This is a genomic window from Dysgonomonas gadei ATCC BAA-286 (assembly GCF_000213555.1).
In the GTDB taxonomy this organism is placed as follows: Bacteria; Bacteroidota; Bacteroidia; order Bacteroidales; family Dysgonomonadaceae; genus Dysgonomonas; species Dysgonomonas gadei.
The window spans coordinates 150,898-165,208 of sequence record NZ_GL891987.1 but is presented as its reverse complement, the minus strand read 5'-3'; the positions used below and the strand labels follow the sequence as shown (position 1 = coordinate 165,208).

The window sequence follows — 14,311 nt, the reverse complement described above, 5'->3', positions numbered from 1 at the left end:
TCTATAATATTCCCTTTTCTTCAAGCATTTCCCGTACTTTTACCCAATCCACATACGGTCTGTCGGACTCAGGATCATCCGTAATCAAGGGACAGCCCAGATTGGCATCATCTATATAGAGATGCCCGTATGCCTTAGGCGAAGAAGTCCAAAATCGCTGTGTAGGATTTTTCTGTATGCCATATAATGGGATATCGTTATCGGCAAACCATTGTACTGCTTCGGTCAATACATTTTCTTCTACCACGACCTCCTGTCCGTCCACTTTCTTTTTTTTCTTACGGTCGCTCCGCATCGAAAAAAGGATCAGTTTGTGACCTTTTTCCGTCAGTTCTTTCAGGACAGGCACTGCTCCTATATCTTTCCCTATTTTGGGAAATTCATGTGATACGCATGTACCGTCAAAATCGAGACATATATCCATAATTGTATTTTTATTGTTATGTAATTATATTCATTTTCAAATTACGAGTTGCAGTTTGTAACTATTTTGTTAAAATCTGACATATCTGACATATATTTAGCTGTTAGCATAGGCTGTCGCACAAGTGACTTTACAGTAAACAAAAATACAATTTTTTCAACTTAGCACTTAAAACTCACTACTTGCTAAAGGTAACAAAGGTAACAGGTTCTACTTTGCTCTGTAGGGGCGAATAAACATTCGCCCGCAGTCAATATCGGGCGAATGTTTATTCGCCCCTACAAATTCTCAAAAAGGTAACAAAAGTAACACCTTTTCGCCCTTTTCTCATATCGTAATTATTCCGGCTGATAACACGCTTGTTATCCGCATTGTATAGATAAAATTATACAAATAAAGTAACACCCGGCCTTTAAATATCAGGGCGCGTTACTATTTGATAGTTTTATTCAAACGTCATACGGTACACATTTGTTTCCTTCTGTGTGAAATTCAAGGACTGATAAAGCTTATTGGCCGCTATACGTGAAGGGTTAGATGTCAACATTAATGAATCGGCGCCTAACGATTTTGAAAAAGCTATCGCATGCTCTACAAGTAATCTGCCTAAACCTTGCCCGCGATACGAACCATCAACTACTACATCTTCAATCCATGCCTTTGTCCCTGTCGGACTTTTATATATGCCGACAGTAAGCATTCCGGCAATATTCCCATCATCGGTAATAAAGAACAGATGACTATTGGCGGAAGCCAGCAGCTCCCTATAATATGATTCTGTCAAATGAATCGTGCCGGAAGATATTAATGTCCCGGCAAGTTTCTGTACAGCCTTAAATCCGTCCTGCGTAAACTCCCTGATCTCCGAAATTTCCATAATCGAATGATAATCCGGGCAAATGAAGAAGCCTGCTTCCCATTACCCGGTTAATTTATAAAAAACAGAAACCCAGACTTTAAAGCCCGAGTTTCCTATATTCTAAACATGACAGAACAAACTTACTTGTTATCTATCTTTTCAGTAGTACCTTTTATATCATCTTCGAGGCCGTTCACCCCATCTTTGAAGTTCTTGATGCCTTTTCCGATACCTTTCATAAGTTCAGGAATTTTCTTTCCTCCGAATAATAATAAAACAACGATGGCAATGATAATAATCTCCCCGGTTCCAAGGTTGCCTAGAAATAATAATGTGTTCATCTGGTTTATCTCAATTATATTTACTTATTAAATAATTAGTTCACTAAAGTAGTCAGAATAATATTATTCCAGTCATTTTTTTGCATTTTTTATATTCAAATCGCGTCAAATCTCAGATTATCTTTGTTTAACCGACCAACCTGCTGCCATAATTTAATAAAGAAGTGACAACCACCTGCGATTGCCACTTCTCTCACCTGTTTACTATTTAATTACTCTTTTGATAACGCAATGTTTGATTCGGTTTCGATATAGACGGCGCAACAGACTCATCGGAGGTACCCCAGTCTTTGTTCGGATTACTTCCCAAAACGAATTTTATATCAGCCCCGTTCTTTATATCGTCATAGGTAATATAAGTTTTGTTATACTCCTTTCCGTTGAGAGTCATAGATTGGATATAGACATTCTGTTTGCTGTAATTCTCTGTAGCCATGGATATTTTCTTCCCATTACCGAGAGTCATCTCTACGGCTTCGAGTCCCGGAGAACCGATAGCATAGATATTGCTCGACGGACAAGTGGGATAGAAGCCTATACAGTTGAAGATATACCATGCCGACATCTGTCCGCAATCATCATTCCCGCTTAACGCATCAGGCTTGTTCCCGTAGAAGGTATCCAGCACATAACGTATCTTTTCCTGTCCTTTCCATGGTTGTTTCACATAATTGTAGAGATACAGTATCTGATGGCAGGGCTCGTTGCCATGCCAGTACGCCCCTATGCGTCCTTGTATATCGTGCGCCCCCGGAATATCATCCGGCAGTTCCATTGTGAACATGGAATCGAGACGCTGGGCGAATATCTCATTCCCTCCCATTTCATTGATATATCCTTGTACATCCTGAGGTACATACCATGTATACTGATAAGTGAACCCTTCGGTAATATCTCCCCAACCATGTACCGATCCCGGCCCGGTGTAAGCGACCGCATCAAAAGGTGTACGCCATTCTCCATGAGAGTCGCGCCCCCGCATAAATCCGGATTCCGGATCTATAAGGTTCTGATAAGCAAGCGAACGGTTCAGGAAGTATTTGTAGTCTTCTTCTTTTCCTAATTTCTTTGCGGCCATAGCGATACAATAATCATCATAGGCATATTCCAGTGTCTTGGATACCGATTCCCGTTCTTTATCGAATGGCACCCATCCCAACGCTGTATATTCGGGCAGGCAATCGTAGTTAGGATTCATTGCCGTCTTTTTCATCGCCTGATAAGCGCGTTCGTAGTCGAATCCTTTCACATCTTTCACAATGGCGTCTGCAATAACCGATACGGCATGATAGCCAATCATACACCATGTTTCATTTCCATAGAAAGACCATATAGGCAGCATGCGTTCCACACTCTGGTCGTAATGCGCCAGCATGGAGTTCACCATATCGGCATTACGTTCCGGATTGATCAGGTTAAGTAATGGATGGTGTGCCCGGTATGTATCCCATAATGAGAACACAGTATAATTCGTAAAATTATCTGCCGGGTGTATATTCGAGTCATGTCCTCTGTACTTATTATCCGCATCCTGATAAACAAAAGGATGCAGGGACGCATGATAAACCGAAGTATAGAATGTCTCCAATTGTTCTTTTGTTCCTTTGGCCTTGAACTTTCCTAATTCTTTGGCCCAAAGTATTTCTCCTTTCTTTTTAAGGCTTTCGAAATTTTGCCCTTCCAGCTCTTTCAGGTTGGTATATGCCCCTGATGTCCCGGTAGAAGAGATCGCTACTTTTACCTCAACTTCGGCTCCATTGCCAGCTTCAAAATCGAGCCATCCCATGATCTTATTTCCATAGGCAACACGATCACTGCGGAAACGTTTTGTATCATATATCACGGGGTTCCCGTCCTGCATGATACCCGAACGGACAAACGGTTTGGAAAATCGGACTACGAAGTAAACATAACGTTCCGGCCCCCAGCCATTCACCAGTTTGAATCCGCAAATAGTAGAATCGTTTTCTATACGGAGTTGCGACCATGCTGTTTTGAACCATTGTACATGGTCCATGTCCAGCATCACAAAAGCGCTGTCTGTCTTAGGAAAAGTGAACTTGAATATCCCCGAACGCATACCGGAGGTCATCTCCGCCTTCACATCATAATCCAGTAAGTCGACTCCGTAGTAGTTTGGAGAAGCCCATTCCCTGTCGTGGCTATAACGTGAACGGTAACCCTCACCGGGATTTTCGTGTGTTCCCGGTATAAACTTCTTTTCCCCTGTGCCCGGAATGAAAAGGAAGTCTCCGAGATCGGGAATCCCCGTTCCGCTCAGATGGGTAAGACTGAAGCCCATAATGGTCATATGATTATATTTATAACCGGAAGCGGCATCATAATAATCTTTATCTGTATCGGGACTTATCTGTATTCCCCCGAAAGGTATCTGCGAACCGGGATAAACATTCCCAAATCCGGATGTACCTACAAAAGGATTTACATAAGCATTGAGGGACAGGTCTGCCGATTCATCCGCAATCTGAGTTTTTTCCTTACATGACGAGACCAGCAATAAGGCCGAGAGAAGAAGCCCTAAGGGCAATTTACTTTTCATATTATTTTTTTTAACGTGCAGTTTTTATCTTTCGTTATACACTCCAAATTCCGTAATAACGGGAGGTTTACTAAATTCATCTATCTGTATGCGAACTTTATCGGCCCGTACTTTATCAAATCTATGTACTTTTATTATATCATTGTTTTCACCCGATAAAAGAGGTAGCCATTTATTATTATGAAAATACTCGATCCGGTATTTACTAAAGTTACTTTCCCCCCTCTGAGCAATGGTAATCAGGTTGAAGTCCTGCTCTGTGTTATCCAGAATGATTTCGAGCCAGGGCTTTTTTACTGCCCTGTTAGACTCCCACGCAGAACGGAAACTATCGTCATTGGCAAAATCCATAATATTCATATCGTTGCTCCAGCTGGCATTCGTCTTCTTATTCTTTGCAATATTCTTAGAAATAACGGGGGCAGGATAAGCCGGCAGTTTAGCGACAGGCCCTTTATTTTGCCATAGTTTTCCTATCTTTCTGAAAGCCTCGACCGCATTGGCATCTATCAGCCCGTCACGGTTAGGAGCCGCATTCAGTATAAAATTACAATAAACCTCATTCATGGGAATGATATTGTCATTGACTAGCATTTCAGGGGATTTCACCGGAGTTGTGGGGAAATCAGATTTCCAGAACCAAGCCGAATTGATGGGTAGGCAGGATAATGCGGGGAGTTTATTACTCTCCTTCGAAATATGTTGTCCTGCACCCTGCTCATACGACTTAATATCCGTATAATATAAGACCTCTGCCGGATACTTCGCAGCATTCAAATCCATAACAAGACAGTTTGGCTGTAAAGACTTTATCAGGGAATAAATATCTTCAAACGGAACCTCATCATATGAAATACGCGACCAGGGAGCATCCCATCCGTCGATAATCAACGCTTTTATCTCTCCATAGTTAGTTAATAGCTCGGTCAATTGGGCTTTTATCATATCTATATGCTTCGGCGTAATCCATCCCGGACGGAGTTTATGATGCGTATCGAGGATCGAATAATAAAGCATTACATTTAACCCCTGCGCTCTGAAAGCATCTGCATATTCTTTCACCACATCTCTCTTGAAAGGGCTGTTCATCACATTGTAATCGGTAGTTTTCGTGTCCCATATACAAAATCCGCTATGATGTTTTGTAGTCAGGCACCCGTATGTCATGTTGGCCTCTTTGGCAGTCTTAGCCCACTGGTTACAATCAAGTTTCGCAGGATTAAATATTGACGGAGATGCGTCGGGATCAGCCCAATCATCCTCCATAAATGTAGGAATATTGAAATGGATAAACATCCCGAACCTAAGGTCTACAAACTCCTGCTGAAGTTGCATCAACGATTTTCCTGCCTGAGCCATAACAGACAATGACAGAGACACCAGGAGAATCAGAGTGTATAATTTCTTCATAATAATACGTTTTAGATTGTCTATTTTGACAATGAATAAGGTTTATCTGCTTCGCTGAATGTCCTTTTCTTATTAGGAGTAGCAGCCATTTCGAATGTAAGTTCCGCACCGTTCTTTATGTCGTCATAGGTGATATACGCCTTTGTATAAGGCTTTCCGTTCAGCTTAACCGATTTTACATAACACATCTTGTCACTTACCTTATCTGCTTTTATTTCCAGATACTTTCCATCGCCTACCTTGACTTTCATATAAGGAAAATACGGAGCGCCGAACACATATTCATTCGAACCGGGACAAACAGGATAGAATCCCATAGCCGAGAATATATACCATGCCGACATCTGCCCGCAATCGTCATTTCCGCAAAGTCCGTCGATAGAGTTACGATACATGCGGTTCATGATCTCGCGTACCCAATACTGAGTTCTCCACGGTTGCGAAGTCCATGCATACAGGTAAGCGATATGGTGGCTTGGTTCGTTGCCATGTACATAGTTACCCATCACTCCTTCGCGGGTAACATCTTCCGTATCGGCAAAGAATTCATCGGGTAAATGCATGGTGAAAAGAGAATCGAGACGTTGTACAAATTGTTTATCTCCTCCCATTTGCTTAATAAGCCCTTTTACATCGTGCGGCACATAGAATGAGTAATTCCAGGAGTTTCCTTCAATAAAACCCTCTCCGTGTGTACTCAGCAGATTGAATGGAGTCTTCCAGTGTCCGTCGCTGTAACGGGCACGAACAAATTCCAGTTCAGGATCAAAGACATTATGATAATTCAAGGCTCTTTTCTTGTAGGTATCCGTAACGGCCTGATCATTTGTTTTCAGGGCTGTATTGTAAATCGTCCAGTCGTCATATGAATATTCGAGGGTAATAGACGAACCGCTACCGTTTTTATCGAAAGGCACATAACCTAATTTCTTATATTCGCCTGTTCCATCGTAATAATCGACATTCGAGCTACTGATCATGGCTTCCAATGCTTTTTTCTTATCAATGTTCAGCCCTTTATCGATAGCATCGGCTAATACCGATACGGAATGATAACCAATCATACACCAGTTTTCATTTCCCATATGCGACCATACAGGCAATGCCTTATGTACACTCTGCTCGTAATGGGCTATCATAGAGTTCACTATATCTACGCTTCTTTCCCTGTTGATAATATTGAACAGCGGATGAAGCGCCCTGTAGGTATCCCATACGGAAAATATAGTGTAGTTGGTAAATCCTTTCGCCTGATGTATATTATGGTCTATACCACGGTATTGTCCGTCCACATCCTGATAAACCGACGGATTTATCATGGTATGGTATAGGGAAGTATAGAACATAGTCTTTTTATCGCTGTCTCCCTCTACATCTATTACATTCAACTCTTTTTCCCACTTTGAAGATGCTTCTGCTACGATTTTATCGAAAGATTTACCTTTAGTTTCAGCTTCAAGGTTTTTTAATGCACCCTCTGTACTTACTCCCGACAAAGCCACCTTAATGATAAGCGGAGAGTTATCCGAACCGAATTCGAAGTGGGAAACAATCTTACGTCCTGCTATTTCAGGGAAATTCTTCTGTAAATTGAACTTACGCCAGAATCCCGTATATTTTGGTTTTTCGCGGTCTACATAGCCATAGTTCTTTATCGGCTTCGATAAGGAAATTGCGAAATAGGTGTAATTTTCCCTTGCCCAGCCATTCGTAATGCGGTATCCTGTAATCAGGGTGTCGTTTTCGACACGAAGGCTTGCCCATAATACCTTTCCATCGTAATTATATATTCCATGGGTAAGGTCGAGCAATAATTTTTGTTCTTCGTTTGCGGGATAAGTATATTTATGCACTCCTACTCTTTCGGTAGCTGTCAGTTGCGCTTTTACCTTGTAGTCATCCAATACGACTTCGTAATATCCCGGACGGGAAACTTCCGTATCGTGCGAAAAGTGTGAGCGGTAGCCCGAACGTGGTTTATCGGCTACACCCGGGTTAAATTTATATTCGCCGGTAACAGGCACAATAAGTATATCGCCGAGGTCGGAGTGTCCTGTTCCGCTAAGATGTGTATGACTGAATCCGACAATGGTATTGTCGTCGTGCTGGTAACCTGCACAATACTTGTAAGTATCTTTCTGATATACGCCATTTATACTATGAGGGATAGTATCCGTATCCGGGCTTAATTGGACAATACCATGAGGAACACAGGCTCCCGGAAATGTATGTCCCATTTTCACCGTACCTATCATCGGATTGACAAAAGATACTTTTTCCTGTGCGGATACTACGCCGCTCATAAGTAAGAAAGAAAGAGTGAGTGTGCTTAACTTCATTTGTATATGTTGATTATTGTTTTTTCAAAAATTCCTGATATTCGTTCCACATACCTTCAATACTAGCTTCCTGTCCAAAGACTGCTTTTATAGCCTTATCGAAACTCCACACATCCAAATCCCTTACAGTAATGTGGAATTTGCGGATAGCATCGGGGTCTTTTGTTGTAAGCCATTGGATAAAAAAGCCGGTGGTGCGGTAACCATCCATCCAATTACCGCCCGGCTTGCGTGTACTCATATCAAATAAACCGGCCTCAGCCCTTACGGCGTCGGCAATACCTTCTATACATGCCCAAAAAGTCTTATTGTTTCCATAGTTACCAATTCCTTTCGGTTCGAACTGATAGCCATGGGTCAATTCATGGTAGAGAACTCCACGTGTTTCGAAATCAAGTTTGTAAAGAGACTCCTTTGCTGACTTTTCTATATGTTGTGTGCTGTATACTATATTTATAGCCGGAGAGCTTCCGCCTTTTGCTGAAACTCCGTTATAATCTTTCAATGTGTAATCTATTTCCTGTACATCGACCATCGGATCACCTGCTGTGTAATACAATATTTCAGCCACCTTCTGGGTATGATATTTCACATATTCATCGGGGTTTTGAACCAAATCGTGGTAAATCTTACTGCCTTCGGTATCCGGGTTCAGCGATTCGAATACGACTTTAGGGTATTTGAAATTCTCCCATCCTGCTTTCATGTTTTTATCGGATAAGAGGACATCGGCAATGATTACATTTTCTTTTTTACCTGAAGCCATGGCTTCAAGCATATATTGGGTGTACACACCGGGTTTCTGGACAACACACAGAATTTCCTGAAACCGCGAACAGTATTTCTGATCTTTCCGTTCGTCAACAACAGTCCATTTCTTTCCGTCGTTGGAACCCTTCAATACCCAGGAAGCAGGATCGTGAGCCGGTGTCTCTCCCGAAGAATATATTTTGTAGCTCAATACAGGCATGCTGTATGAGGTTTGAAATGTCAATTTATTTTTACCCGGCGTACCTGTGTAATAGGTTGTGGGGTTGTTATCTGTAAGCTGCGGATAATCAGCCTTTATCTCCTGACCTTGGCAAGTCAGGATTGATATAGCAAAAGCCAGAAATAGGATTCTCTTCATTATGTTTTCGTTATAGGGGTTAGATTTGATGCAAGTATAATTATTATAGGAAAAAGGTTAATTATCCTGTTCGGCAATAAAGGTATCCTGATGCACTTATACAATCATTACTGTATTATTTCATTATAGTAATGATTTTGAATAACGATACTATGACAAGGACATTGAATAAAAAAAGAATCATCAGCAACTCTCTTCAAAAGAAAAGCTGCTGATGATATCTATCTAAGGTTAATTTGTATAACCAGGATTTTGTACCAAACCAGGATTTACCATCATCTGATCGTAAGGAATCGGAAATAACAACAGATGAGAACTATTTGTAGGAGTATGATCCCACCAGCTTCCTGTAAGGAATTTTCCAAAGCGAATAAGATCCGTTCTTCTTTTTCCTTCGAATATAAACTCACGTCCTCTTTCAGCCAGAAGTTCATCCATTGTAAGAGTTGTAGTTGTATATTTCATTGCCGGCCAATCTTCTGCAGTAAAGGCTCTTTCTCTTGTTTCATTTATCAGGTCAACTGCTTCCTGAGTTGCAGTTCCTCCGTTTTTACGCATCAAAGCCTCTGCCTTCATGTAATAAATCTCTGTTAAGCGGTATAATACCCAGTCATTACTACAGAAGTTAGTTGAACCAAAGATATCTTCACGGTATTTGTGGAATCTGGCGCCACTGTTTTCCTCTCCGGTAGTCATACTAGATTCTGTTCCGCCAGCCTTTTTCTTTCTTATCTCATTCACAAATACTAAAGGCTCGTTAGCATATTCAACTGTACCATTTTGAGGTATACTAGTTCCATACTGGTACTGAGGCCCGATAAGCATCCATTCTTTCTTACGAAGGTCTCTGTCATCGAAAGCGTCATAAGCCGTAGGAATAACCACAACACCATTATTACCATCACGGTTTCCTCCGTTAATATATCTTTGACGGAAATGATAGAAATCGCCGGACCATCCACAACGCGTTGTGGTCAACTGATAATCATATGACATTACGAAAATATTTTCATATGAGGATGTTGTATTAGTTGTTGAATATGTAGTAAGGATATCTTCATCCAATTTCATTGTTCCCTGCTGTGAGCCACCCTCTCCTGCAATAATCTTATTACAGTATGTTATACAATCGTCCCATCGCGGGGTACCTGTATAGACTTCTGCATTGAGATATAAATCAGCTAAAAGGGCATAAGCGGCAGCTTTAGTCAAACGACCTGAATTTTTATTGGTCATAAGTGGAATATCATTGATAACACTCAGGAGTTCGGATTCAACAAAATTAAATACTTCCTGTCTTGAGTTTGTTGGAGGATACTGAACTTCACCAACCGAGGTCACGATAGGAACATTTCCCCATATATTCATTGCATTCAGATAATAGTATGCTCTATTAGCCTTCAATTCGGCAATATATGCCAAACGCTCAGCTTCTGTGATACCCATAGATGACGCCTCCCGGGCTTCAAGATTTTCGATACCGGAGTTACAAAAACCAAGTCCCATAAATATAAGATTCCAACAACCTTTCACCTGGTCATGAGTGGTAGCCCATGTATGATAATGTAATTGTATCCATTTTGCATTATCATAACCATGTATCCCTTTTTGAGGCCATGCTAATTGGTCTGCAGAGAGTTCATTCAGTCTCCATACATTTTCACGGGATTGACAGACGAATGTAGCACCACTATGCGTATAAGGACGTAGCACAGCTGATATTACCTCTTCTTTAGATGTATAGAAATTTGTTGTTGTATGGTTATGATATACCGTTTCATCAAGGTCTGTACAGGATGCCAGAACAAGAGAAGATATAAACGCCATTGATATATATTTTACTATCTTTTTCATATTATTACTTTTTCAAATGATTTATAATCAGAATTGGATATTACAACCAATAGAAAAACTTCTTGTTACAGGGGAACTCACATAAGGAGCCATACTTGGAGATAATCCGGTATCATCCAGTTCAGGAGATTCTCCCGAATAACTTGTAATATAAAACAAGTCGCGGGCTGTAACATATACACGAGCTGAAGAAACATAAGGAATCTTTGGCAGCGTATATCCTACTGTCAGATTATCTAATTTTACATAATTACCATTTTCCAAATAATAATCAGAATACTGATAGGATGCATCCACGCCGTCAGTAAAGACAGTTTTCAACACATTATAACCACTCCTCAAAGTTTCCACATTTTCGTATGCCATTTTCTGACGGTTGAGGATATCAAAACCGAATTTTCCGATGAATCCGACTGTAAAATCAAAGTTTTTATAATAAACAGTATTCACCAAACCCAGCCTCCATTTAGGAGCCCCATTACCTATTACGGTTTTATCCACATCTGTTATTTTATTGGCGCTTACTGCTTCGCCGTCTTTATTATAGAATAGCCAATCGCCATCAGCATCGAATCCGGCAAAACGCTTGCCCCAGAAATTACCTATTTCGTCTCCTTCATATAGACGCACAGCATCGCCCAAATCTCCATATCCTCCAATACCTCCGGTAGAGTAATAATCAGCAGAATTTGCAGAGAATTTCTTCAGCTTATTGGTAAATATCTTCGATCCTGTAAAGGCGACATTCCAATTCAAATCCTTAGTCGATATGGCGGTAGCGTTCAATGTAAGTTCGATACCATCGCTTGATAAAGATCCAATATTAGTCGTATAACTTCCATGAATATTAGAAGGCTGCGGAGCTAATACATTCTGAAGCAACAAGTCATCCGCTTCTCTTTTGTATAAGTCAATTGCTCCCTTGATACGATTGCCTACTACCCCGAAGTCGATACCGATATTCCATTCCTTTTTGGTTTCCCATTTAAGATTCGGATTCGGATTCTTGTTAGGTCCATAAGTCTGCTGCCATGTTCCATCATCTGTCAAGTAAGGATTACCGGTACCCAAAGTTGCTAACGATTGATATGGGCCGATTCCGGAGTTTCCTGTTTCTCCATATCCGATTCTCAGTTTTAAATTTGAAAGAGCAGTAACGGACTCCATGAAACTTTCATTCGATACATTCCATGCTGCCGATACTGAAGGGAAGTTACCCCACTTGTTATTCTTTCCAAATTTTGAAGACCCTTCGCGACGTAGTGACGCCTGCAAGATATACTTATTGTCAAAAATGTAATTAACACGACCAAAGAATGCGATCAGAGTTTCAGATTCTTTATTACTAGCCATACCCGCTTTCCCTGTGGTCAGGTAACTTCCTGCGCCAAGGTCGTTCTCTCCTGTTGCATCATTAAGGAATCCGGAATTGTTTGCTGAGAATTCTTCCCATACTGTATATTGATGGCTATAACCACCGACAATAGACACATTATGCTTATCAAGGAACAATTTGGAATATTCTGCCGTAGGTTCCACTGCGCTTTTATTTCTTACATAATGATATTTGCTTGCATATCCACCACCCTCGTAACTGTTAAGAGATGTTCTGGAATTTTGCTGATAATATACATTATCATCATAACTGTTACGCGTTAAACTACCAAACATAGAAAATTTGAGGTCTTTTATCGGTTCAAATATCAGTTTTGCGTCAAGTCCCGATGTGATTTCATATCTTCTGTTTTTTTGTTCGAATAAACGCGCGTACTTATTTTCATCAGAAGTAAGGTCCTCATAGAATGACCCATCCTCATTGTACATCGGATTAGTAGGATTAGCTTTCAGAGCTGATTCCCAACCCTCATTTCCCAATCGGTTCATATTTTCCTGAATAAGGGAAATATTAGATTGAAACGTCAGCTTATCGTCAAGTCCTATTGATGTTACTGAAAAACGTCCACCCCATTGCTCTCTTGTGTTGGCCTTACCAATACCGCTAAGGTTGCCATAAAATACGGAAGCTCTGTATGATGTGGATTCCGAACCTCCGGTCACCGAGAAATTATGGTTCTGGGATAAATTATTTTTATTAATTATCGCGTCATACATATTTGTATTGCCACCCCTGTCATAGCTCGAAGGATCATTACCTAGAGATGACATTGCAGACTTAAACTCATCTGCATTCATAAACTCAGGAGTGTTAAATTTATAATACCTGCTGAAATAAGTAGAATATTCGAATCGAGGTGTTCCTTTCGTTCCTTTTTTAGTAGTAATAATGATAACACCCGCATTTGCGCGAGAACCGTATATTGCGGCAGCAGAACCATCTTTTAAGATATCCATAGATTCGATATCACCCGGTTGCAACAGATTAAGATTTCCTCCGGGAACTCCATCAATAATGATCAGCGGACTCTTATCTCCATTAATAGAGACAACACCTCTCATCTGAACGGCAACCCCGGATGTAGGAGAACTACCTCCTGTGCGAGTCACAGACAATCCTGCTACCCTGCCTTCCAGCAAGCTCATAACATCACGGCTAGCTGCACCTCCGCTGTTAAAGTCTTCCGGTTTGATCGTTGAAATAGCAGTTGCAACATCAGATCTCTTCATTGTACCGTAACCGACAACAACAACATCATCAAGTACCTTAGCGTCTTCAACCATCACTATATCTAAGTTGGTTTTTCCTTTTAAAGCAATTTCCTGGGTATGAAATCCGACAAGAGAAATAACCAATGTGTGATTTCCATCAGGAACCCTCAGCGAGAATGCTCCTTCTACATCTGTTATAGCTCCGGTAGTAGTTCCTTTAAGCACAACACTAACACCGATCAACGGTTCTCCACTCTGATCTTTTACGGTGCCTTTTACTGTAGCTGCATTTTGTGTAACATCATTAATATCTCTCACGTCATTTGCGGATCCGGAGGCAAATGAGTATTGAACACATATAAACATGAGTAGTAAAAAAAGTATCCGCCTACCATAGCTTTTGTAGTAGCATGTTGAATTTTTATCTACAAATTTTCTCATAATATAATTTTAATTAAGTTAACTGGGAATAAATACACACTTTATTTAAGAGATAAAGAATATCTCAGTGCCTGAACATCATAAATAAAGGATTAGCTGGTTCTTCATAAATAAAGATTTTAAAAAAGTTAATAATCAAATATGTTCACCATGTATCAATACATGGGTATCAGAAGGTTTTTCAGAAAATTTAGACACAAAAAAACCTTATTCCAGAAGGTTTTTAACTTTCTGAAATAAGGTCAATGATTCTTTAACGTATAAAAATCCAGAACAAATGGATACTTTAAGTACCTGTTCTGCTAAGATTAGACTATTTTTTATTAAATTACGTCTCTCTCTCTCTC

Annotated in this window: 9 protein-coding genes; all 9 read right to left on the bottom strand. The window is 40.5% G+C overall.

Annotation, left to right across the window (positions count from 1 at the left end; translation table 11 throughout):
* Window position 1: 1 nt before the first annotated feature.
* On the bottom strand, window positions 2-424 hold the full coding sequence (locus HMPREF9455_RS16000) for a hypothetical protein (RefSeq protein WP_006800776.1): 423 nt from the start codon (window positions 422-424) through the stop codon (window positions 2-4).
* A gap of 445 nt (window positions 425-869) precedes the next feature.
* Window positions 870-1,301, bottom strand: coding sequence for a GNAT family N-acetyltransferase (locus HMPREF9455_RS15995; protein ID WP_006800775.1), 432 nt, complete (start codon window positions 1,299-1,301; stop codon window positions 870-872).
* A 122-nt stretch (window positions 1,302-1,423) separates the two neighbouring features.
* Window positions 1,424-1,624 carry a twin-arginine translocase TatA/TatE family subunit gene (tatA, locus tag HMPREF9455_RS15990; protein WP_006800774.1) on the bottom strand — a complete coding sequence of 67 codons (201 nt, stop codon included), beginning with the start codon at window positions 1,622-1,624 and terminating at the stop codon, window positions 1,424-1,426.
* Window positions 1,625-1,832: 208 nt separating this feature from the next.
* Window positions 1,833-4,184 (bottom strand): GH92 family glycosyl hydrolase, encoded by a 2,352-nt coding sequence (locus tag HMPREF9455_RS15985; RefSeq protein WP_006800773.1) that lies wholly within the window; start codon window positions 4,182-4,184, stop codon window positions 1,833-1,835.
* 24 nt (window positions 4,185-4,208) lie between these two features.
* Window positions 4,209-5,594 (bottom strand): alpha-L-fucosidase, encoded by a 1,386-nt coding sequence (locus tag HMPREF9455_RS15980; protein ID WP_006800772.1) that lies wholly within the window; start codon window positions 5,592-5,594, stop codon window positions 4,209-4,211.
* Window positions 5,595-5,614: 20 nt separating this feature from the next.
* Window positions 5,615-7,933, bottom strand: coding sequence for a GH92 family glycosyl hydrolase (locus tag HMPREF9455_RS15975; protein ID WP_006800771.1), 2,319 nt, complete (start codon window positions 7,931-7,933; stop codon window positions 5,615-5,617).
* 13 nt (window positions 7,934-7,946) lie between these two features.
* Window positions 7,947-9,062 (bottom strand): basic secretory protein-like protein, encoded by a 1,116-nt coding sequence (locus HMPREF9455_RS15970; protein ID WP_006800770.1) that lies wholly within the window; start codon window positions 9,060-9,062, stop codon window positions 7,947-7,949.
* A gap of 231 nt (window positions 9,063-9,293) precedes the next feature.
* On the bottom strand, window positions 9,294-10,916 hold the full coding sequence (locus tag HMPREF9455_RS15965; RefSeq protein ID WP_006800769.1) for a RagB/SusD family nutrient uptake outer membrane protein: 1,623 nt from the start codon (window positions 10,914-10,916) through the stop codon (window positions 9,294-9,296).
* 27 nt (window positions 10,917-10,943) lie between these two features.
* Entirely contained in the window at window positions 10,944-13,964 is a 3,021-nt protein-coding gene (locus HMPREF9455_RS15960; protein WP_006800768.1) for a SusC/RagA family TonB-linked outer membrane protein, read from the bottom strand.
* Between the last annotated feature and the right edge of the window lie 347 nt (window positions 13,965-14,311).

What these genes read in the sequence shown, in the direction of transcription:
- HMPREF9455_RS16000 (WP_006800776.1), bottom strand. Translation starts at nt 424, where the DNA reads ATGGATATATGTCTCGATTTTGACGGTACATGCGTATCACATGAATTT.
- HMPREF9455_RS15995 (WP_006800775.1), bottom strand. Translation starts at nt 1,301, where the DNA reads ATGGAAATTTCGGAGATCAGGGAGTTTACGCAGGACGGATTTAAGGCT.
- tatA (WP_006800774.1), bottom strand. Translation starts at nt 1,624, where the DNA reads ATGAACACATTATTATTTCTAGGCAACCTTGGAACCGGGGAGATTATT.
- HMPREF9455_RS15985 (WP_006800773.1), bottom strand. Translation starts at nt 4,184, where the DNA reads ATGAAAAGTAAATTGCCCTTAGGGCTTCTTCTCTCGGCCTTATTGCTG.
- HMPREF9455_RS15980 (WP_006800772.1), bottom strand. Translation starts at nt 5,594, where the DNA reads ATGAAGAAATTATACACTCTGATTCTCCTGGTGTCTCTGTCATTGTCT.
- HMPREF9455_RS15975 (WP_006800771.1), bottom strand. Translation starts at nt 7,933, where the DNA reads ATGAAGTTAAGCACACTCACTCTTTCTTTCTTACTTATGAGCGGCGTA.
- HMPREF9455_RS15970 (WP_006800770.1), bottom strand. Translation starts at nt 9,062, where the DNA reads ATGAAGAGAATCCTATTTCTGGCTTTTGCTATATCAATCCTGACTTGC.
- HMPREF9455_RS15965 (WP_006800769.1), bottom strand. Translation starts at nt 10,916, where the DNA reads ATGAAAAAGATAGTAAAATATATATCAATGGCGTTTATATCTTCTCTT.
- HMPREF9455_RS15960 (WP_006800768.1), bottom strand. Translation starts at nt 13,964, where the DNA reads ATGAGAAAATTTGTAGATAAAAATTCAACATGCTACTACAAAAGCTAT.